Origin of the sequence: Micromonospora sp. WMMD734 (genome assembly GCF_049178975.1) — a bacterium.
Taxonomy (GTDB): Bacteria; Actinomycetota; Actinomycetes; order Mycobacteriales; family Micromonosporaceae; genus Micromonospora; species Micromonospora wenchangensis.
Map to the genome: position 1 here is coordinate 6,898,086 of NZ_JBMHMK010000001.1, position 20,000 is coordinate 6,918,085.

The window sequence follows — 20,000 nt, forward strand, 5'->3', positions numbered from 1 at the left end:
ATGTTTGCGATGATCCGAGCCGACATTACTCCTGAGGACGTCCCCGGCAGGGGCGGAGGGGAAACCTTGTGACGGTCGGCGGCTCCGGTCCCATCCTTTGGTCGGGTGCCCCGTTCACCGCCGTCGGCGTGGCCGGGCCCTCGATGTCACCCACCCTGCGCCACGGCGACGCGCTGCTGGTCCGCCGGGGCGGCCGGCCGGTCCGCCCCGGCGACGTGGTGGTGGCGGTGTTCCGCAGCCGACCGGACCTGTTGGTGGTCAAGCGCGCCGTGCGCCCGCAGGACGGCGGGTGGTGGCTGCACGGCGACAACGCGCTGGTCACCGACGACTCCCGGACGTACGGGGTGGCCGACGTGCTGGGCCGGGTGGTGTTCCGCTACTGGCCCCGCCCCGGTCGGCTGGCCGCCGCACCGATATGACCCTCCTCACAACCCGGTACCGGTGGCCTGACTATGCTCGGGGGGTGCCCGGGTGACCCCCGTACCGCGTACCGCGTGTCGCCGCTCCGCCTCACCTCGCGCCCTCGCGCCGGCCGCTCCGTCTGCTCGACAGATCCTGGAGTCACCATGTCTGCGTCCACCGTGGATCCCGCTGATCCCGTCTTCCGACTGCACCTCGGCGGCAAGCTCGCCGTCGCCCCGACCGTCCCGCTGACCAGCCGCGAGGACCTCTCGCTGGCGTACACCCCGGGGGTGGCCCGGGTGTGCGAGGCGATCGCCGCCGACCCCGCCCTGGTCGACGACTACACCTGGGTGTCGCACACCGTCGCCGTCGTCACCGACGGCTCCGCCGTGCTCGGCCTCGGCAACATCGGCCCGCGCGCGGCGCTGCCCGTGATGGAGGGCAAGGCGGTGCTGTTCAAGCAGTTCGCCGGCGTCGACGCGGTGCCGGTCTGTCTGGACACCCAGGACGTCGACGAGATCGTGGCGACGGTCCGGGCCCTCGCCCCCTCGTTCGGCGGGATCAACCTGGAGGACATCAGCGCCCCGCGCTGCTTCGAGGTGGAACGGCGACTCGACGAGGCGCTGCCCATCCCGGTCTTCCACGACGACCAGCACGGCACCGCGATCGTGGTGCTGGCCGCGTTGCGCAACGCGGCCAGCCTGCTGCACCGCAAGCTCGGCGACCTGCGGGTGACGGTCAGCGGGGCCGGCGCGGCCGGGGTCGCGGTCACCCACATGCTCGTCGCCGGGGGAGTCGACCCCGGACAGGTGGTGGTCTGCGACTCGAAGGGCATCATCGGCCGGCACCGCACCGACCTGACCGGCACCAAGGCGCACCTCGCGGAGACCACCAACGCGCAGGGGCGGCGCGGTGACGTCACCGAGGCGTTGCGCGGCGCGGACGTGCTGATCGGCGTCTCCGGCGGGCGGATCCCCGAGGCGGCGGTCGCCGGGATGGCCCCGGGCGGCATCGTCTTCGCGCTGGCCAACCCCACCCCCGAGGTGGACCCGGAGGTCGCCGCCCGGCACGTGGCGGTGGTGGCCACCGGGCGCAGCGACTACCCCAACCAGATCAACAACGTGCTCGCCTTCCCCGGGGTGTTCCGGGGCGCGCTGGACGCCCGGGCCACCCGGATCACCGACGGGATGAAGGTGGCCGCCGCCGACGCGATCGCCGGGGTGGTCGCCGGGTCGCTCAGCCCGGACGCCATCGTGCCGTCCCCGCTCGACCCCCGGGTCGCCCCGGCGGTGGCCGAGGCGGTGGCCCAGGCGGCCCGGCACGACGGCGTCGCCCGCGCCTGAGCGGGTGGGAAGGGTCCGGGTCGGCCGGCCCGGACCCTTCTTGAACGATCGTTCCGCTGTTACGGTGCGGATCATGCGTGCCGCCTATGCCTCCCGGTTCGACGCCGACAATCCGCTCGCCGCGCTCGCCGTCGGCGATCGTCCCGAGCCCGCCCACCTCGACGACGACTGGGTGACGGTGCAGGTGCGGGCCAGCTCGCTCAACCACCACGACCTGTGGTCGCTGCGCGGGGTGGGGCTCGCCGACGGGCAACTGCCGATGATTCTCGGCTGCGACGCGGCCGGCACCGACCCGGACGGCAACGAGGTGGTCATCTACCCGGTGCTGCCCACCCCCGGCGACCCGCGCGGCGTCTCCATCCTCTCCGAGCACTACCAGGGCACCCTGGCCGAGCGGGTGGCCGTACCCCGGATGAACCTGCTGCCGCTGCCGACCGGCCTGTCGGCGACCGACGCGGCCTGCCTGCCGACCGCCTGGCTCACCGCCTGGCGGATGCTCACCACCCGGGGCCGGATCGCCGACGGCGAGGCGGTGCTGGTGCAGGGGGCCGGCGGCGGGGTCGCCACCGCCGCCGTCGCGCTCGGCCTGGCACTGGGCAAGCGGGTGTACGCCACCAGCCGCGACGCCGCCAAGCGGGACCGCATCGCCGCGCTGGGGGCGACCGCGCTGGAACCCGGTGCCCGGCTGCCGGAGCGGGTCGACGTGGTGATCGAGACGGTGGGCGCGGCCACCTTCGACCACTCGTTGAAGTCGGCCGCCCCGATGGCCCGGATCGTGGTCGCCGGCGCGACCTCGGGTCACCTGCCGCCGGTCAACCTGCGCCGGGTCTTCGCCATGCAGCTGGAGATCCTCGGCACCTCGATGGGCACCCCGGACGAGCTGACCGAGCTGCTCGCGTTCTGCGCCGAGCACGAGGTGCGCCCGGTGGTGGACAGCGTGGTCCCGTTCAGCCGGGTGGCCGACGCCTTCGCCCGGCTGCACTCCGGCGAGGTCTTCGGCAAGGTCGTGGTCGACCACACCGCCTGACCCGTGGCTCAGAGGCGGTCGTCGAGGGTGGCGACGTCGCCCCGGGTGGCCGAGGCGGGCAGCCGGTCCCGGGCCGCCGCGTCGCCGTAGAGCGTCCAGCGGAGGAACTCGATGGTGGTGTCGGAGACCACCCCCAGGGCGGTGTCGTCACCGAGCAGGACCCGGCCGTGGTCGCCCCGGGTCAGGCTGAGCATCGCCTTGGGCCACGGCACCGCGTCGTAGACGGCCTTGCCGGCGGCGTAGTCGACCACCTCGTCGGCCCGGCCGTGCACGAAGAGCTGCGGGGCGGCGGTCCCCGCGAAGGCGGTGCCCACGCCCAGCCCCGTCCCGGCGAGGACCACCCCGGCGCGCAGCCGCTCGTCCCGGCCGGTGGTGAACAGGCCGATGGTGGTCACCCCGCCGGCCGAGTGCCCGGCCGCGGCCACCCGGTCGGTGGCCAGCCGGCCGCGCAGCGGATCACCCGCCTTCGCGTCCAGCGCCAGCACCTTGTCCAGCACGTACGACACGTCGGCGGGCTGGTTGAGCACGTCCAGGACGCTGCCGTCGGTGCCCTTGCCGGTGTGCGGGAACATCGGCGCGGCCACCACGAAACCGGCCGCCGCCCAGCGGGTGGTCAGCGCCCGGTAGTCGGTGGGGCGCCCGTCGAGGCCGTGGCTGAACGCCACCACCGGGAAGCGTCCGGCCGCCACGGTGGCGTCGCGCTGCGCCGCCCCACCGGAGCTGCCCCGGGCCGGGTACCACAGGGTCACCGGCAGCGGGCGGTCGCCGCCCCGGTTCAGCGCGAGCTGCCGTACGCCTACCGCGAACGCCTGCGTCGGCGCGGTCCCGGCGGGCACGCGCGGTGCCGGCGTGGCGGCCCCCGGCGTGCTCGCCTGCGGCGTCGGTGCCGGGGCGGCGGGGCGCTCGGGCGCAGCCGCCGAGCAGCCGACGAGGCCGGCGGTGAGCAGGGCGACGGTCAGCAGGGCCGGGACACGACGACGGAACATGAGAACGATTGTGCCCGCCCGTCGCGGTGGCCCGGGCGGCTACGGCCCGGCGGCGGCCAACCGGTCGTCGAGGGTGGTGACCCCGGGGCGGGTGGCGTCGGCACGCAGCCGGCGGCCGGCCTCCCGGTCGTCGTAGAGGGTCCAGCGGAGGAAGTCGGTGACGGTGGCGAACACCTGGTCGAAGCCCGGCCGGCCCGGGGTGAGGTATTCGCCGTGCCCCTGGCCGAGCACGCTGAGGAACGCCTTCGGACCGGACGCCCGCCGGTAGCCGGCCCGGCCGACGGTCAGCGGCACCACCGGGTCGGCGGTGCCGTGCACGAACAGCAGCGGGGCGGCCGGTCCGGCGAACGCGCCGGCCAACCCGCCTCCGGCGATGATCACGCCGGAGCGCAGCCGGGCCGGGTGCCCGGAGGTGAACATGCCGGCGGTGGTGAAGCCGCCCGCCGAGTGCCCGGTCGCCGCGAACCGGCCGACGTCCAGGTGCCCGGCGAGCGGGTCACCGGCGCGGGCGTCCAGGCGGACCAGGTGCCTGATCACCCGCCAGCCGTCGGCGGGCTGGTTGCGGACGTCGGCGCGGCTGAACCGGGCCGCCCGCCGGTTGGTGTGCGGGTAGGTCGGCGCGGCCACCACGAAACCGGCGGCGGCCCACCGGACGGCCAGCGCGGCGTGCAGCTCGGGAAGGCTGAACAGGCCGTGGCTGTGCAGCACCACCGGGAACCGGCCCGGGGCGACCCGGCCCCGCTCGGCCGGGTACCAGATCGTCACCGGCAGCGGGCGCGGCCCGGTCGGGTCGACGGTGAGCGTGCGCACCGCGACCGGCAGGGCCTGCGCCGGGGCGGGCCGGGCCGGCGTCGGTGGCGGTGCGTCGGTGGCGGCGGTGGCCGGGGCACAACCGGCGAGCAGCGCGGCCAGCACCACGGCGCACAGCCACCTCACCCCCATGAGTGCACGGTAGGTGGTCGGCGGCCCGGTCCGACCCGGCCGTCCGGACGACGCCGGCCGCCACCCCGGTCGGTGCGCCCTCCACCGCTCAGCGGGCGTCGGCCAGCACGGCCCGGGTCTGCCTGGCGATCTCCCGTTCCTCGTCGGTGCCGATCACGCAGACGCTGACCGCCGCACCGGCCGGGGAGATCACCCGGTCACCGGTGCCGGCGTTGCGCTCCGGGTCGACGGTGATGCCGAGCCGGTCCAGCCCGGCCAGGGCGGCGGCCCGCACCTCGGGGGAGTGCTCGCCCACCCCGGCGGTGAAGGTGATCGCATCCGCCCCGCCGAGCAGCGCGTGGTACGCCCCGACGTAGCCGGTGATCCGCCGGCAGTAGACGTCGAAGGCGAGCACAGCGGCGGGATCCCCGGCGGCCCGGCGGGACTGCACCTCCCGCATGTCGTTGGCCCCGGTCAGCCCGAGCAGGCCGCTGCGGTGGTTGAGCAGGTCGTCGATCTCGTCGACGCCCATCCCACCCTCGCGGCGCAGGTGGAAGATGACGGTCGGGTCGAGGTCGCCGCTGCGGGTGCCCATCACCAGCCCCTCCAGCGGCGACATCCCCATCGAGGTGGCGACGCTGCGTCCGCCGTCCACCGCGCAGGCGCTCGCCCCGTTGCCCAGGTGCAGGCTGATCGTGCGCAGCCGGTCGTACGGCCGGTCGAGCAGCTCGGCGGTGCGCCGCGACACGTACGCGTGCGAGGTGCCGTGGAAGCCGTACCGGCGGATGTCGTGCCGGCGGGCGGTGTCCAGGTCGATGGCGTACGTGGCGGCGGACTCGGGCAGGGTGTGGTGGAAGGCGGTGTCGAAGACCGCCACCTGGGCGACGTCCGGCAGCAGTTCCCGGGTGACCGCGATGCCGGCCAGGTTGGCCGGGTTGTGCAGCGGTGCCAGCGGCACCAGCTCCCCGATCGCGGCGACGACCGCGTCGTCGATCCGCACCGGTGCGCTGAACCGTCGGCCGCCGTGCACCACCCGGTGCCCCACCGCCGTCAGCCCGGTCAGGTCGAGCCGGCCGAGGACGTCCCGGACGGCGGTGGCGTGGTCGGGCGGACCGCCACCCGGCTCGCCGACCCGCTCCACGGTGCCGGAGTCGACGCTCGACTCCCCGGCGTAGAGCCGGTACTTCACCGACGACGACCCGCAGTTGAGCACCAGCACCCGGTCGGTCACGACCCCTCCTCCGACGATCCGGCCGCCTGGATGGCGGTGATCGCCACCGTGTTGACGATGTCGGCGACCTTCGCACCCCGGGACAGGTCGTTGACCGGTCGGCGCAGGCCCTGCATCACCGGGCCGACGGCCACCGCCCCCGCCGACCGCTGCACCGCCTTGTACGTGTTGTTGCCGGTGTTGAGGTCCGGGAAGATGAACACGGTGGCCCGGCCGGCGACCGTGCTGCTCGGCAGCTTCGTCGCCGCGACCTGCGGGTCGATCGCCGCGTCGTACTGGATCGGCCCCTCGACCAGCAGGTCGGGCCGGCGCTCGCGGACCAGCCTGGTGGCGGCGGCGACCTTCTCCACGTCGGCGCCCGCGCCGGAGTCCCCGGTCGAGTAGGACAGCATCGCCACCCGGGGTTCGATGCCGAACCGGGCCGCCGTGTCGGCCGAGGAGATGGCGATGTCGGCGAGCTGGGCGGCGTCCGGGTCGGGGTTGACCGCGCAGTCGCCGTAGACCAGCACCCGGTCGGCGAGCAGCATGAAGAACACGCTCGACGCCACCGAGACGCCCGGCACGGTACGGATGATCTCGAAGGCGGGGCGGATGGTGGCGGCCGTGGTGTGGGTGGCCCCGGAGACCATCCCGTCGGCGTGTCCGGTGGCCACCATCATGGTGCCGAAGTAGTTGGGTTGGGCCACGATGTCGTGCGCCAGCTCGACGGTGACGCCCCGGTGGGCGCGCAGCTTCGCGTACCGGGTGGCGAACTCGTCCCGCCAGGCGCTGCCGGCCGGGTCGACCACCTCCGCGCCGCCCAGGTCGATGCCCAGCTCGCGGGTGCGGCGGGCCACCTCGTCGGGGCGGCCGAGCAGGGTCAGTTCGGCCACCCCCCGGCGGAGCAGGATCTCGGTGGCCCGCAGGATGCGCTCGTCGGTGCCCTCGGGCAGCACCAGCCGGCGGCGGTCGGCGCGGGCCCGGTCGATCAGGTCGTACTCGAACATCAGCGGGGTGACCCGCTCGGAGCGGCTGACCCGCAGCCGGCGGGCCAGGTCGACGGTGTCGACGTGGCCCTCGAACGCGCCGAGCGCGGCCTCCACCTTGCGCGGGTTGGCCGGGCCGGGCCGGCCCTCGATGTGGCTGGACGCCTCGACCGTGTCGTAGCTGTCGCTGGTCACCGAGAGCACGGCGAAGCCGGTGTTGAGCCGTTCGACCAGGCGCATCGCCCGGGGGTCGGGCTGTTCGCCGAGGGTGAGCACCACCCCGGCGAGCGAGACCTGCCCGGCGACGTGCGCGGTGGCCGCCGCGACCAGCAGGTCGGCCCGGTCACCCGGGGTGATCACCAGGGCCCCCTCGGTGAGGTGGTCGAGCAGGGTCGGCACGTGCGCCGCGCCGACCACGTAGTCGAGCACGTCCCGGCCGAGGGCGGCGTCGTCGCCGGCCAGCAGGGTGGCGTCGAGCGCCGCCGCCACCTCGGCCACCGTCGGCGCGGACACGCTCGGCACCTCCGGGATGGCGTACGCGGGGACCGGCAGCTCGGGCAGGGTCAGCGCCCCGGTCACCCGGTTGGCGATCACCGCCAGCACCGTCGCGCCCAGGTCGGCCAGATCGTGGTACGCCCCCCGCGCGGCCGCCGTGACCGCCTCCGGCTGCTGCCCGAAGCCGTCCACCACGGGCACCACCACGCTGCCGAACTCGGTGGCCAACCGGGCGTTGAACGCCAGTTCGCGGGGCCCGGCGGTGTCCCCGCCGTCGGCGAAGTCGCTGCCCACCACGATCACCGCCGGGCAGCGCCGTTCCACCGCCCGGTAGCGCTCGACGATCCGGGAGATCAGCTCCTCGCGCCGGCCGTCGGCGACCAGGGCCGCGGCCTCGGCGTACGTCGCGCCGGTCAGGTCGGCCCCGGGCAGGTCGATCCGGTAGCGGTCGTGCAGCAGGGCGAGGATCGGGTCGGGGCCGGCGTCGGAGACCAGCGGCCGGAACACGCCGATCCGTTCGACCTGCCGGGAGAGGAGTTCCGCGAGGCCGAGGGCGATGGTCGACTTACCCCCGCCGGACCCCACGCTGGTCAGGTAGACGCTGCGGGCCACGGCACCACCCTAGGAGATCACGTCGCGTCCCGCCCGGGACCTTCGCCCTGAACCGTCGCCGGCAGGTGCCCGCCGGTGCGACCCGAGTCTCATTCGTGGGACGAGCTGGAAGCTGAGTGATCCTCGTGCCTAAACTCGCATCCCATGACTGGCGACCGCCTGAGCAGGAGAAATGCGCCTCCCGAGGGATCGAAGACCGTGGGCGCGCTCGGTGTTCGGTCGGCTGCCGATCCACATTGTATCGATGGCGTGACGGTAGTCGATGGGCCGACCGTGGTGCTCGACCGCACCGCCGGCCCGACCGACGACCCCACCGCGTTGATCGCCGCCGTGCCCCCGCCCGTCCCCGTCTTCGTCGACCCCAGCGGCCGACGCCACTCCCGGCTGCGCTGGCTCGCGTACGCCCTGGGGGCGGTGGTCCTGATCTACTCCGGGCTGGTCGGGGTCAGCTTCGCCGGCGGCATCGCCCCGCACTCGGTGCTCCCCTTCGTCGACGAGGTCGCGCAGCCCGAGCGGTCCGCACCGCCGACCCGGACGGCCACCACCATCCCGGCCGCCCCCACCCCGACCACGGGCGTCGTGGCACCGACCGTCGCCCCCCGGTCACCCCGGGGGAGCGGGCCGGCCGTCGCCCCGGTCACCCCGTCCGCCACCGGCGGCAGCGCCAGCACTTCGCCGTCGCCGAGCGCCAGCCGGTCGCCGAGCCGCAGCCCGGCCACCGCCACGGCGTCGCCCCGGCCGACCCGGTCGACGCCGCCGGCCACGACGCCGAACCCGCCGACGCCCACCGACGAGCCGCCCGTCCTGCCCGATCCGCTCCCCGGCGACGCCGAGGGCGTCCGCGTCGATGGTTGAGCCGGCCGGCCCGACCACCCGCCGGCGTGTCCCCGGGCCGACCCGTCGCCGCGCACCCGGCCCGACCCGGCGGCGTCGGCCGGTGCCGCAGCCGAGCGGAATCCTGCTGGGCACGGTGCTCGCGCTGCTGGCCGGTGTGCTGCTGGTCGGCGCGTACGCCAACGCCTCCTTCGCCCCGGACCGCCGGGACAGCGTCGCCGGGCAGCGGGAGGTGCCCACCTCGGTGGTGACCGGCGGACCGATCATCAGCGCCAGCAGCGAGCTGGTCCGCTCCTACCGGCTGCCACCGCGCACCATCGCGCTGACCTTCGACGACGGCCCGGACCCGGTCTGGACCCGCGAGGTGCTCAAGGTCCTGGACGCCCACCAGGTCAAGGGCACGTTCTTCGTGCTCGGCTCGCAGGTCGCCCGGCACCCCGAGGTGGCCCGCGAGCTGACCGCCGGTGGACACCAGCTCGGCGTGCACACCTTCACCCACCCCGACCTCGCCGAGCTGCCGTCGTGGCGGCAACGCCTGGAGTACGCCCAGACCCAGCTCGCCGTGGCCGGTGCCACCGGGATGCGGACCTCGCTGGTGCGCTTCCCGTACTCGTCGCACCCGGGCGCGATCGACAACCGGGACTGGCCGGTGGTCACCGCCGCCGGTGACCTGGGCTACCTGACCTTCCTCAACGACACCGACAGCCAGGACTGGTCGCTGCCCGGAGTGGACCGGATCGTCGAGAACGCCGCCCCCGACGGGGACACCGGTGCGGTCACCCTCTGGCACGACGCCGGCGGTGACCGGTCACAGACCGTCGCGGCCCTTGACCGGTTCATCCCGATGATGAAGGAACGGGGGTACCGGTTCGTCACCGCGACCGAGGGCCTGAACCTCGCCTTCGCCGCCGCCGGGGTCGACCACCGGATGGACGCCGACACCCCCGCCGGCACCGGGGAACGGTGGCGCGGCCGGATGCTGATCTGGGCGGTCCAGGGCGCCGACAGCACGCTCACCGTGTTCGGTGTGCTCTTCGTCGTCGTCGGCGTGCTCACCGTGGGTCGTACCCTGGTGTTGTTCGTGCTGGCCGGGCGGCACGCCCGACGGCGGCGGGCCAGGGACTGGAGTTGGGGCCCGCCGGTCACCGACCCGGTCTCGGTGATCGTCCCGGCGTACAACGAGAAGGAGGGGATCGCCGCGGCGGTCCGCTCGCTGGCCGGCGGCGACCATCCCGGCGGGATCGAGGTGATCGTCGTCGACGACGGCTCCACCGACGGCACCGCCGACATCGTCGACGCGCTCGGCCTGCCCAACGTGCGGGTGGTGCGCAAACCCAACGGCGGCAAGCCCAGCGCCCTGAACACCGGCCTGGCGCTGGCCCGGCACGACCTGATCGTGATGGTCGACGGGGACACCGTCTTCGAGCCCGACGCCGTCCGCCGGCTGGTGCAGCCCTTCGCCGACCCGCGGGTCGGCGCGGTGGCCGGCAACGTCAAGGTCGGCAACCGGCGCAGCCTGATCGCCAAGTGGCAGCACATCGAGTACGTCATCGGGTTCAACCTCGACCGGCGGCTCTACGAGACGCTGCGCTGCATGTCCACCGTGCCGGGCGCGATCGGCGGGTTCCGGCGGGAGGCGCTGCGCTACGCCGGGGGGATGACCGACGACACCCTGGCCGAGGACACCGACATCACCATCGCCCTGGGCCGGGCCGGCTGGAAGGTGGTCTACGAGGAGACCGCCCGCGCCTGGACGGAGGCCCCGGCGACCATGGGACAGCTCTGGAAACAGCGCTACCGGTGGAGCTACGGCACCATGCAGGCGATGTGGAAGCACCGGCGCTCGGTGCTCGACCGGGGCGCGTCCGGCCGGTTCACCAGGCGCTGCCTGTTCTTCCTCAGCCTCTTCGGGGTGCTGCTGCCGCTGCTCGCACCGGTGATCGACCTGCTGGCCCTGTACGGCCTGTTCTTCCTCGACCGCCGGGCCACGGCGGTCGCCTGGCTGGTCATGCTCGGCGTACAGACCCTCACCGCCGTGGTGGCGTTCCGGCTGGACCGGGAGAAGCTCGGCGTGCTGTGGGTGCTGCCCCTGCAACAGTTCGTCTACCGGCAGTTGATGTACCTGGTGATGGTGCAGGCGGTGGTCACCGCGTTGACCGGCGGCCGACTGGGCTGGCAGAAGCTGCGGCGTACCGGCCTGGAACCGGCGGTGCGCAACCGCTGACCGCCCCCGGGGTGCGGGACGGCCGTGCGGGTACGCGTCCACCGCCCCCGATCAGTCCTCGTCGAGGTCGTCGAGGCGGGCCAGCCAGGTGGCGAACCGCTCGACGGGCGTCTCGAACTCGGGGTTGAGGTCGACGAAGTCGCGCAGCCGCTCGCCCAGCCACTCCAGGGTGACCTGCTCGTCGCCGCGCCGCTGTACCAGTTCCTCGATGCCACGATCGGTGAAGTACACCGGGTTCCTCGTTCCTTGCTGACGGGCCCGGCCCGCCCCCTGACAGGGGGCGGGCCGGATGGGTCGTGACGGGTCGGGTCAGGGGCGGGGAAGGGCCGCGTCGATCAGCGCGGTCTGCTCCACCTCGTGCATCTTGGCCGAGCCGACCGCCGGTGCGGCGGCGGCGGGGCGGGAGATGCGGCGCAGCCGGACGTCGGCCAGGTGCTCCAGCAGGTTGAGCGCGACGAAGCTCCACGCCCCCTGGTTGGCCGGCTCCTCCTGCACCCAGGCGAAGTCCTCCGCGTTCGGGTACGCCGCCAGCGCGTCCCGGATCTCCTGCACCGGCAGCGGGTAGAGCTGCTCGATCCGGACGATCGCGGTGTCGGTGACGCCGCGTTCCTGCCGGGCGGAGAAGAGGTCGTAGTAGACCTTGCCCGAGCAGAGCAGCACCCGCTTGACCTGCTCCGGGGCCGGTGCGGCGGTGTCGGCCAGCACCGGGGCGAAGGTGCCGGTGGTGAAGTCCTCCACCGGGCTGACGCAGAGCTTGTGCCGCAGCAGCGACTTCGGCGTGAACACCACCAGCGGCTTGCGCTTGGGCGACAGGGCCTGGCGGCGCAGCAGGTGGAAGTAGTTCGCCGGGGTGGTCGGGATGGCCACCCGCATGTTGTCCTCGGCGCACATCTGCAGGAACCGCTCCGGGCGGCCGGAGGTGTGGTCCGGGCCCTGCCCCTCGTGCCCGTGCGGCAGCAGCAGGGTGACCGCGGAACGCTGGCCCCACTTCACCTCGCCGGAGGAGATGAACTCGTCGATCACCGACTGGGCGCCGTTGACGAAGTCGCCGAACTGGGCCTCCCAGGCGACCAGCGCGTTGACGTTCTCCACCGAGTAGCCGTACTCGAAGCCCATCGCGGCGTACTCGCTCAGCAGCGAGTCGTGCACGAAGAACCGGGACCGCTCGCCGTCGGCGGTGAGCGACTTGAGCGGCAGGTGGTCCTCGCCGGTCTTGGCGTCGACGATCGAGGCGTGCCGCTGGACGAAGGTGCCCCGGCGGGAGTCCTGGCCGGCGAGCCGGACGGTGATCCCGTCGTGCAGCAGCGCACCGAACGCGATGATCTCGCCGTACCCCCAGTCGATGTTGCCCTCGACGGACATCTTGGCCCGCCGGTCGAGCAACTGCTGGATCCGCTTGTGCGGGGTGAAGCCCTCGGGCAGGTTGACGTGCGCCTCGCCGATGGCCTTGATCACGGCGGCGTCCGTGGCGGTCTGCACCTGCGGCTCCGGCTCCTCCGCGCGGCTGGGCCGGCCGGCCTGGCGCGGGGTGGTGGCGGCGTCCCGGGTGGCCTTGAAGACCCGCTCCAGCTGCGCCTGGTAGTCGCGCAGCAGCTCCTCGGCGTCCTCGACGGTGATGTCGCCCCGGCCGATCAGCTCCTCGGTGTAGAGCTTGCGGACCGACCGCTTCGAGTCGATGATCTTGTACATCTGGGGGTTGGACATCGACGGGTCGTCGCCCTCGTTGTGCCCGCGCCGCCGGTAGCAGACCATGTCGATCACGACGTCCTTGTTGAACGCCTGCCGGTACTCGAAGGCCAGCCGGGCCACCCGGACCACGGTCTCCGGGTCGTCGCCGTTGACGTGGAAGATCGGTGCCTGGATCATCCGGGCCACGTCGGTGCTGTAGAGGCTGGAACGGCTGTACTCCGGGGCGGTGGTGAACCCGACCTGGTTGTTGACCACCACGTGCACGGTGCCGCCGGTGCGGTAACCGCGCAGCTGGGACAGGTTGAGCGTCTCGGCGACGACCCCCTGGCCGGCGAACGCGGCGTCACCGTGCACCGCCAGCGGCAGCACGGTGTAACCCTCCAGCTTGAGGTCGATCCGGTCCTGCTTGGCCCGGACGATGCCCTCCAGCACCGGGTCCACCGCCTCCAGGTGCGACGGGTTGGCCACCACCGACACCTTGACCGAGTGGTCGCCGTCCGGGGTGGTGAACTTGCCGTTCTGGCCCAGGTGGTACTTCACGTCGCCGGAGCCCTGGGTGGACCGCGGGTCGAGGTGCCCCTCGAACTCCGAGAAGATCTTCTCGTACGGCTTGCCGACGATGTTGGCCAGCACGTTGAGCCGGCCCCGGTGCGCCATGCCGATGACGACCTCGTCCAGCCCGTCCTCGGCGGACGCCTCCAGCACCTCGCCGAGCAGCGGGATCAGCGACTCGCCGCCCTCCAGCGAGAACCGCTTCTGGCCGACGTACTTGGTCTGCAGGAAGGTCTCGAACGCCTCGGCGGCGTTGAGCCGGTTGAGCACGTGCTTCTGCTCGTCGGCGGCCGGCTTCTCGTAGCGGCGCTCGATCCGCTCCTGGATCCAGCGGCGCTCCTCCGGGTCCTGGATGTGCATGTACTCGATGCCGAGCCGACGGCAGTACGAGTCACGCAGCACGCCGAGGATCTCGCGCAGCTTCATCCGCTGCTTGCCGGCGAAGCCGTTGACCGGGAAGGTGCGGTCGAGGTCCCACAGGGTCAGCCCGTGCTGGAGGACGTCCAGGTCGGGGTGCTTGCGGATGGTGAACTCCAGCGGGTCGGTGTCGGCCATCAGGTGGCCCCGGACCCGGTAGGCGTGGATCAGCTCGTGCACCCGCGCGGTCTTGTTGATCTGGCCTTCGGAGTCGACGGCCACGTCCCGCACCCAGCGCACCGGCTCGTACGGGATGCGCAGCGAGGTGAAGATCTCGTCGTAGAAGCCGCGCTCACCGAGCATCAGCTCGTGCATCACCTTGAGGAACTCGCCGGACTGCGCGCCCTGGATGATCCGGTGGTCGTACGTGCTGGTCAGCGTGATGATCTTGCTGACCGCCAGTTCGGCCAGGGTGGCCTCGCTCATCCCCTGGTACGGCGCGGGGTACTCCATCGCGCCGACCCCGATGATCGCGCTCTGCCCCTGCATCAGCCGGGGGATCGAGTGCACCGTGCCGATGCCGCCGGGGTTGGTCAGCGAGATCGTCGTGCCGGAGTGGTCCTCCATGGTCAGCTCGTTGCGGCGGGCCCGCCGGACCACGTCCTCGTACGCCTGCCAGAACTGCCTGAAGTCCATCTGCTCGCAGCCCTTGATGGACGGCACCACCAGGTTGCGGGTGCCGTCGGGCTTGGTCAGGTCGATGGCGATGCCCAGGTTGACGTGCTCCGGGCGGACCATCGCCGGCTTGCCGTCGACCTCGGCGTACGAGTTGTTCAGCTCCGGGTGCTCGACCACGGCCCGGACCAGCGCGTACCCGATCAGGTGGGTGAAGCTGACCTTGCCGCCGCGCCCCCGGGCGAGGTGGTTGTTGATCACGATGCGGTTGTCGACCAGCAGCTTGGCCGGGACCGCGCGCACGCTGGTGGCGGTCGGCACGGACAGCGAGGCGTCCATGTTCTGCACGATCCGGGCGGCGACCCCGCGCAGCGGCGTGGTGCCGGCGGCGCTGGCCGTCGGCGCCTTCGTCGCGGCGGCCTTCTCGGCGGCCGCCGGCTTCGTGGCGGACCTGGTGGCGGGCTTCGCGGTGGCCGGCTTCGCCGCGGTGGCCGACTTGGCGCTGGTCGCCGGCTTCGCGGTGGTCGCCGACCTGGTGACGGTGGCCGGCTTCGTGGCGGGCGGCTCGGCGTCGGTCGTCGTCGCCTTCGCGGTGGACCCGGTCGCGGCGGGGGCGGCCGGCTCCTGCTGCCCGGCCCGGTCCGGCGTCGCGGCCCTGCCGTCAGCCGGGCGCGGGGTCGCCGTGCCGGGCGTGGGTCGGTAGTCGGCGAAGAAGTCGTGCCAGGCCGAGTCGACGCTCGACGGGTCGGCGAGGTAGCGCTGGTACATCTCCTCGACGATCCACTCGTTCGGGCCGAAACCCGCCAGTGGGTTCTCCTGCGAAGTCTGCTGGGTCGACACGGCCGGTAATCGCCTCTTTCACGCGGGTTTGTGTGTCACGCGGTGTCCGCCGTCGTCCGTACGTACGCGTGGACGGGAGACGGCTCCCAGGCTACGCCGTGCAAATACGATAGGCATTTCCACCTCCAAGGGGTGGGCGGTTTCACAGAAGATGTCGAAAGTCAATCAGCTCTTCGTGTTCCGCCGACTCCGTACCGGAGCGGGTGCCGGCGGAGCGTCGCCCCGGCCGGACCGCCCGGGAACGACGCCGGCCCGGCGCGACGGGTCGTCGCGCCGGGCCGGGCCGGAGAACCGGTCGGGTCAGGAGATGTCCCGTCGCCGCATGGTGAGCGTGCCGATCGCGCCGGCCACCACCGCGTAGCCGATGAGGACCACCGCACCCGCCCAGCGCGGCGGGTTGCCCGGGATCTCGGTACCGCTGACCATCAGCGACGACGCCAGCGAGGGCACCAGCACCTGGAGGTCGTTGATCCAGTCACCCCAGCGGGCGGCCAGGATGTTGATCGCGATGGCCGCGCCGACCGCCCCGCCCAGGTAGAGCAGGATGCCGGTGACCGTGGCGCCGATCTGGCTGCGGATCAGCACCCCGATCCCGACGCCGAGCACCGACCAGAGCAGGTACGCCAGGCCGTTGAGCGCGGTGGCCCGCCAGACCGCGCCGTTGCCGAGCTGCGAGCCCAGGTCGACGCTGTTCATCACCAGTGCCCCGAAGGCCAGGTTGAACACGGTGGTGACCAGCCAGAACAGCACGGCCAGCACGGCTGCAGCGGCCAGCTTGGCCAGCATCACCGCCGTGCGGTGCGGCACGGTGAGGAAGGTCGTGGTGACCGTCTGGTGGAAGAACTCGCTGGTCACCACGATGATGCCGAGCAGCATCACGATCATCAGACCGAAGAACTGGCCGTTGGTGTAGACGTTGGCGGCCAGGCTGTCCACCGACTGCACGGCCTGGATCTGGTCGGCCTGGTCGGCCGGCACGTCGCCGAAGTTGTTGTTGGCCAGCGCGTCGGTCTGCAACCAGTTGATCAGGGCGGTGAGCGCCCACAGCGGCACCGTGATCAGCCCGAAGATCCACCAGGTGCTGGTGGTACGGATCTTCAACAGCTCGGATCGGACCAGGTTCATCGGATGCCCGCCTTCCCGGCCGTCAGCTCCAGGAACACCCGTTCCAGGTCGGGTCGTTCCGGGGTCAGTTCGTGCAGCTCGACCTTGGCGGCCAGCGCGACCCGCCCGATCACCGGCGCGTCCACCCCGCTGACCAGCAGGACGCCGTGCTCGTCGGTCTCCACCGTCGCCGACTGCTCACGCAGCGCCACGGTCAGCTCCTCGGCCTGCGGGGTGCGCACCCGTACCCGGCCGCCCTGCGCCATCGAGCCGAGCACCTGCTCCACCGGCCCCTGCCGGATCAGCTTGCCCGCCGCGATGATCACCACGTCGTCGGCGAGGAGTTGCATCTCGGACAGCAGGTGGCTGGAGACCAGCACGGTACGCCCCTCGTGGGCCAGCCCCTTGAGGAAGCCACGCATCCAGCGGATGCCCTCCGGGTCCAGACCGTTGGCCGGCTCGTCGAGGATCAGCACCTGGGGGTTGCCGAGCATCGCGGCGGCGATGCCGAGCCGCTGCTTCATGCCCAGCGAGTAGCCCTTGAACTTGCGCTTCGCCGCCGGGGTGAGCCCGACCAGGGCCAGCGCCTCGTCGGCCCGGCTGCGGGGCAGGCCGGCCGCCGCACAGATCACCCGCAGATGGTTGATGCCGGTGCGGCCCTTGTGCGCGCTTGACGCCTCCAGCACCGCGCCCACGTGCCGCAGCGGGTCGGTCAGGTCGGCGTACCGCCGGCCGCCGATGGTCGCCGTGCCACCGCTCGGGGTGACCAGGTTCAGCAGCATCCGCAGGGTGGTCGTCTTGCCTGCCCCGTTCGGGCCGAGGAAGCCGGTCACCCGACCGGACTCGACCGAGAAGGACAGGTTGTCGACGGCCCGTACGTTCTTGTACTGCTTGGTCAAACCGGACACGACGATCTGGCCGGTGCTGGGGCTCCACTGCCCGTCGGACATCGTTCTCCTCCCGTGCGGCGGCGCGCGGGGCACCGCGATCTGCGACGCCGTTGCGGAATGCGCCGCTGCCAGCCTTGCTGGTCAGGTCAAGCTACGCCATCAGTCCCGGTCGGTAGGTCATGCTCCGACTCAGGCAGGAGCGGGTCGTCCTCAGGGACGAGGCTCGGCAGGCAGCGCGACCCAGGTGGCGTGGGCCCGGGCCAGCAGCCCACCGACGCCGTCGTAGAGGCTGGTACGCACCACCGCCAGGCGTCCCTCGACGGTGTCCACCGCCCCGGTGACCACGTACTCCCCGCCCGGCTCGGGCAGCGCGTCCAGCGTGACGGCGAGCCGGCCCAGCACGTACGGCCGGCCCGGGGCGATCACCGCCCAGCCCCCGGGACAGTCCAGCGCCGCCCACACCGTCGGCGCGGTCACCCGCGCGGGCGTCCGCCACGGCGCGGCGGTCCGGCCGTCGGGCAGCCGCCCGGGGTGGATCCGCAGGCCGTCCGGGTGGTCCGGGCCGCAGACGTAGCAGCCGGGAAAGGGGTGGTCCACCAGCCCCGGGTAGCCCGCCGAGGCGGCCCGTGCGGTCGCCGGATCCACCGGGGGCACCGGGGCGGGCGGGGTGCCGGCCGGGCGTACCTCGGCGACCAGCCGGCCGTCGGGGTCGAGCACGTCGCCGTCGGCGAGGGTGAGCGGGGTGTCCAGCGGCGGCGGACGACGCAACGTCACCTCGACCGGACCGTCCACGCCGTACGCCCCGGCGAAGATCCCCGCGCTCCAGCCGCCGTTGCCCGTGCCGGCCGGCCCCTGGTACCGCGCTTCGATGATCATCGCCCCTCCGCCGGTCGTCGGCCCGGACCGACCACCGGGCGCCCGCAGGCAGCCTCGCACGCGCCGGCCATGCCACCAACCGCCCCGCCGGCCCCGTAGGCCACCCCGGTCACACCGGGCCCGGTCCCGCCGGCAGGCGTTCACCGGATCGACACCCGTCCCCGGGAGCCCGGCAACCCGGGGCACCTACACAGGTCCCATGGCTGTTCTGCATGCCGCTGGCGCACCCCTGACGACCAGTGGATACACCCTGCTGATCGCCGACGACCCGACCCAGGTCGCGGCCGCGCAACGCCTGCGCCACGAGGTGTTCGCCACCGAACTCGGCGCGACCCTGCGCCCGGGTGCCGCCGGGCTGGACACCGACGACCTCGACGTGCACTGCGACCACCTGATCGTCCGCGAGGAGCGCACCGGCGCGGTGGTCGGCACCTACCGGCTGCTGCCCCCCGGACGCACCGACCGCCGGTACGCCGCCGGCGAGTTCGACCTGACCCCGCTCGACCCGCTGCGCGACCTGCTGGTCGAGACCGGTCGTTCCTGCGTGCACCCGGAGCACCGCACCGGCGCGGTGCTCAACCTGATGTGGGCGGGACTGACCCGCTACCTGCACCTGCGCGGGGTGAACTGGCTGGGCGGCTGCGCCTCGGTGCCGGTCGGCGACGGGGGTCGCGCCGTCGCCGAGACATGGGCGCTGGGCCGGGCGGGGCACCTCGCACCCCCGCTGATGCGGGTCCGCCCGCTGCGGCCGTGGTTCGCCGAGCCGGGCGCGGTGGCACCGGAGTCGGCCACCGGGGACCCCGCCGGGCGGGCGCTGATCCCTCCGCTGGTCCGCGGCTACCTGCGGCTCGGCGCGTGGATCGCCGGGGAACCGGCGTACGACCCGGACTTCCGCTGTGCCGACTTCTACCTGCTGTTCTCGTTGGACCGGATGAACCCGCGCTACCGCCGGCACTTCCTGGGCGGGCAGGCCCGGTGAGCGCCGAGTTGTGGCGACCGACCGCCGGCTGCGGGCCGGACTGCCTGCCGGGGGAGGGGCGGGCCGGGGCGTCGCCGGTGCGGCAGGTGGCCCGGCTGCTGGGCGTACTCGGGATGCTGCTGGCCGGGGCCGGCATGGCCGTACTGCTGCCGGTGCTGCCGGCGGCGCGGCGGGCGGCGGTGCTGCGGGCCTGGGCCCGGCGGACCGCCGGGGTGCTCGGGGTACGGCTGGTGGTGCGTGGGCGGCTGCCCCGACGACGGGCGCTGCTGGTCGCCAACCATGTCTCCTGGCTGGACGTGCTCGCGGTGCTGGCGGTCGCGCCGGCCCGGCTGCTGGCCAAGCGGGAGGTGCGGAACTGGCCGGTGCTGGGGCTGCTGGCGCGCGCCGGTGGCGCGGTCTTCGTCGACCGGTCGCGGCCCCGGGACCTGCCGGGCACGGTGGCCCGGCTCGCGGCCACCCTGCGCGCCGGTCACCCGGTCGCGGTCTTTCCCGAGGGTACGACCTGGTGCGGCGTCGTCCCGCCGGCCGACTGTCGGCCCCGGCGGGGCTTCCGGCCGGCGGTCTTCCAGGCGGCGGTCGACGCCGGCGCCCCCGTCGTGCCGGTGCGGATCAGTTACCGCTCTGCTGCCACCGGGGCGACGACGACCACCGCCGCCTTCCTCGGCGACGAGACGCTGTGGCGCTCGGTACGCCGGGTGCTGGCCGCCCGCGACCTGGTCGTCGATGTCGCGGTGACCGCCGCCCTGCACCCGGTCCCCGGCGCGGACCGCCGGGTGCTGGCCCGTGCCGCCGAGTCGGCAGTGCACCTGCTGCCGCCCCGCCCGGTCGTCAGCCGTCCCACCCTGGCTGCCGTCGGCCCGGTGGCTGTGCCCGGCCCGGTGGCTGTGCCCGGCCCGGTGGCCGTGCCCGGCCCGGTGGCCGCCGGGGCGGGGCTCGGCCTGGCCGCCTGAGGGACCGCCGGAGGCGGCCCTTCCCACTCCGTTACGCGAGGTGACCCC

Annotated in this window: 16 protein-coding genes; 7 read left to right on the forward strand and 9 right to left on the reverse strand. The window is 73.6% G+C overall.

Annotated features, from left to right (window positions below):
* Nucleotides 1-68 precede the first annotated feature (68 nt).
* The 3 genes from ACN267_RS30190 to ACN267_RS30200 all read left to right on the forward strand — a co-directional run bounded on the left by ACN267_RS30190 (nucleotide 69) and on the right by ACN267_RS30200 (nucleotide 2,772).
* Nucleotides 69-419: a S24/S26 family peptidase gene (locus ACN267_RS30190; RefSeq protein ID WP_372445956.1), complete on the forward strand. Its 351-nt coding sequence runs from the start codon at nucleotides 69-71 to the stop codon at nucleotides 417-419.
* A 147-nt stretch (nucleotides 420-566) separates the two neighbouring features.
* Nucleotides 567-1,745 (forward strand): NAD(P)-dependent malic enzyme, encoded by a 1,179-nt coding sequence (locus ACN267_RS30195; protein ID WP_421490174.1) that lies wholly within the window; start codon nucleotides 567-569, stop codon nucleotides 1,743-1,745.
* A gap of 64 nt (nucleotides 1,746-1,809) precedes the next feature.
* Nucleotides 1,810-2,772, forward strand: a complete 963-nt coding sequence (locus ACN267_RS30200) for a zinc-binding dehydrogenase (protein WP_204957930.1) — start codon at nucleotides 1,810-1,812, stop codon at nucleotides 2,770-2,772.
* Between the two features lie 8 nt (nucleotides 2,773-2,780).
* Here ACN267_RS30200 and ACN267_RS30205 read toward each other — a convergent pair whose 3' ends face one another.
* The 4 genes from ACN267_RS30205 to pta form a co-directional block, all read right to left on the reverse strand.
* Entirely contained in the window at nucleotides 2,781-3,758 is a 978-nt protein-coding gene (locus tag ACN267_RS30205; RefSeq protein WP_421490175.1) for an alpha/beta hydrolase family protein, read from the reverse strand.
* 39 nt (nucleotides 3,759-3,797) lie between these two features.
* Nucleotides 3,798-4,700, reverse strand: coding sequence for an alpha/beta hydrolase family protein (locus ACN267_RS30210; RefSeq protein ID WP_421490176.1), 903 nt, complete (start codon nucleotides 4,698-4,700; stop codon nucleotides 3,798-3,800).
* 88 nt (nucleotides 4,701-4,788) lie between these two features.
* Nucleotides 4,789-5,910, reverse strand: coding sequence for an acetate/propionate family kinase (locus ACN267_RS30215; RefSeq protein WP_421490177.1), 1,122 nt, complete (start codon nucleotides 5,908-5,910; stop codon nucleotides 4,789-4,791).
* Nucleotides 5,907-7,982: a phosphate acetyltransferase gene (gene pta / locus ACN267_RS30220; protein WP_204957934.1), complete on the reverse strand. Its 2,076-nt coding sequence runs from the start codon at nucleotides 7,980-7,982 to the stop codon at nucleotides 5,907-5,909. The genes ACN267_RS30215 and pta overlap by 4 nt, the downstream gene beginning before the upstream one ends.
* Before the next feature lie 249 nt (nucleotides 7,983-8,231).
* On the opposite strand from pta, the gene ACN267_RS30225 reads away from it, so the two are divergent.
* Nucleotides 8,232-8,837 carry a hypothetical protein gene (locus ACN267_RS30225; protein ID WP_421490178.1) on the forward strand — a complete coding sequence of 202 codons (606 nt, stop codon included), beginning with the start codon at nucleotides 8,232-8,234 and terminating at the stop codon, nucleotides 8,835-8,837.
* Complete coding sequence (locus ACN267_RS30230) at nucleotides 8,830-11,040, forward strand: bifunctional polysaccharide deacetylase/glycosyltransferase family 2 protein (protein ID WP_204957936.1); 2,211 nt, start codon at nucleotides 8,830-8,832, stop codon at nucleotides 11,038-11,040. The genes ACN267_RS30225 and ACN267_RS30230 overlap by 8 nt, the downstream gene beginning before the upstream one ends.
* Before the next feature lie 51 nt (nucleotides 11,041-11,091).
* Here the strand turns inward: ACN267_RS30230 and ACN267_RS30235 are convergent, their stop codons facing one another.
* The 5 genes from ACN267_RS30235 to ACN267_RS30255 form a co-directional block, all read right to left on the reverse strand.
* Nucleotides 11,092-11,271 carry a DUF6104 family protein gene (locus ACN267_RS30235; RefSeq protein ID WP_088645992.1) on the reverse strand — a complete coding sequence of 60 codons (180 nt, stop codon included), beginning with the start codon at nucleotides 11,269-11,271 and terminating at the stop codon, nucleotides 11,092-11,094.
* A 78-nt stretch (nucleotides 11,272-11,349) separates the two neighbouring features.
* On the reverse strand, nucleotides 11,350-15,153 hold the full coding sequence (locus ACN267_RS30240) for a multifunctional oxoglutarate decarboxylase/oxoglutarate dehydrogenase thiamine pyrophosphate-binding subunit/dihydrolipoyllysine-residue succinyltransferase subunit (RefSeq protein ID WP_421490179.1): 3,804 nt from the start codon (nucleotides 15,151-15,153) through the stop codon (nucleotides 11,350-11,352).
* Between the two features lie 300 nt (nucleotides 15,154-15,453).
* Nucleotides 15,454-16,278, reverse strand: coding sequence for an ABC transporter permease (locus ACN267_RS30245; protein ID WP_281894258.1), 825 nt, complete (start codon nucleotides 16,276-16,278; stop codon nucleotides 15,454-15,456).
* Nucleotides 16,275-17,207, reverse strand: a complete 933-nt coding sequence (locus ACN267_RS30250) for an ABC transporter ATP-binding protein (RefSeq protein WP_204957939.1) — start codon at nucleotides 17,205-17,207, stop codon at nucleotides 16,275-16,277. Before ACN267_RS30250 ends, ACN267_RS30245 begins: the two co-directional genes overlap by 4 nt.
* A 150-nt stretch (nucleotides 17,208-17,357) precedes the next feature.
* Nucleotides 17,358-18,023, reverse strand: a complete 666-nt coding sequence (locus ACN267_RS30255) for a hypothetical protein (RefSeq protein WP_421490180.1) — start codon at nucleotides 18,021-18,023, stop codon at nucleotides 17,358-17,360.
* Between the two features lie 199 nt (nucleotides 18,024-18,222).
* Here ACN267_RS30255 and ACN267_RS30260 point away from each other — a divergent pair, with 199 nt between their 5' ends.
* Nucleotides 18,223-19,002 carry a GNAT family N-acetyltransferase gene (locus ACN267_RS30260; RefSeq protein WP_281894265.1) on the forward strand — a complete coding sequence of 260 codons (780 nt, stop codon included), beginning with the start codon at nucleotides 18,223-18,225 and terminating at the stop codon, nucleotides 19,000-19,002.
* Nucleotides 18,999-19,952 (forward strand): lysophospholipid acyltransferase family protein, encoded by a 954-nt coding sequence (locus ACN267_RS30265; protein WP_421490181.1) that lies wholly within the window; start codon nucleotides 18,999-19,001, stop codon nucleotides 19,950-19,952. The genes ACN267_RS30260 and ACN267_RS30265 overlap by 4 nt, the downstream gene beginning before the upstream one ends.
* Nucleotides 19,953-20,000 lie beyond the last annotated feature (48 nt).

What these genes read in the sequence shown, in the direction of transcription:
- ACN267_RS30195 (WP_421490174.1), top strand. Translation starts at nt 567, where the DNA reads ATGTCTGCGTCCACCGTGGATCCCGCTGATCCCGTCTTCCGACTGCAC.
- ACN267_RS30205 (WP_421490175.1), bottom strand. Translation starts at nt 3,758, where the DNA reads ATGTTCCGTCGTCGTGTCCCGGCCCTGCTGACCGTCGCCCTGCTCACC.
- ACN267_RS30210 (WP_421490176.1), bottom strand. Translation starts at nt 4,700, where the DNA reads ATGGGGGTGAGGTGGCTGTGCGCCGTGGTGCTGGCCGCGCTGCTCGCC.
- ACN267_RS30230 (WP_204957936.1), top strand. Translation starts at nt 8,830, where the DNA reads ATGGTTGAGCCGGCCGGCCCGACCACCCGCCGGCGTGTCCCCGGGCCG.
- ACN267_RS30245 (WP_281894258.1), bottom strand. Translation starts at nt 16,278, where the DNA reads ATGAACCTGGTCCGATCCGAGCTGTTGAAGATCCGTACCACCAGCACC.
- ACN267_RS30250 (WP_204957939.1), bottom strand. Translation starts at nt 17,207, where the DNA reads ATGTCCGACGGGCAGTGGAGCCCCAGCACCGGCCAGATCGTCGTGTCC.
- ACN267_RS30255 (WP_421490180.1), bottom strand. Translation starts at nt 18,023, where the DNA reads ATGATCATCGAAGCGCGGTACCAGGGGCCGGCCGGCACGGGCAACGGC.
- ACN267_RS30260 (WP_281894265.1), top strand. Translation starts at nt 18,223, where the DNA reads ATGGCTGTTCTGCATGCCGCTGGCGCACCCCTGACGACCAGTGGATAC.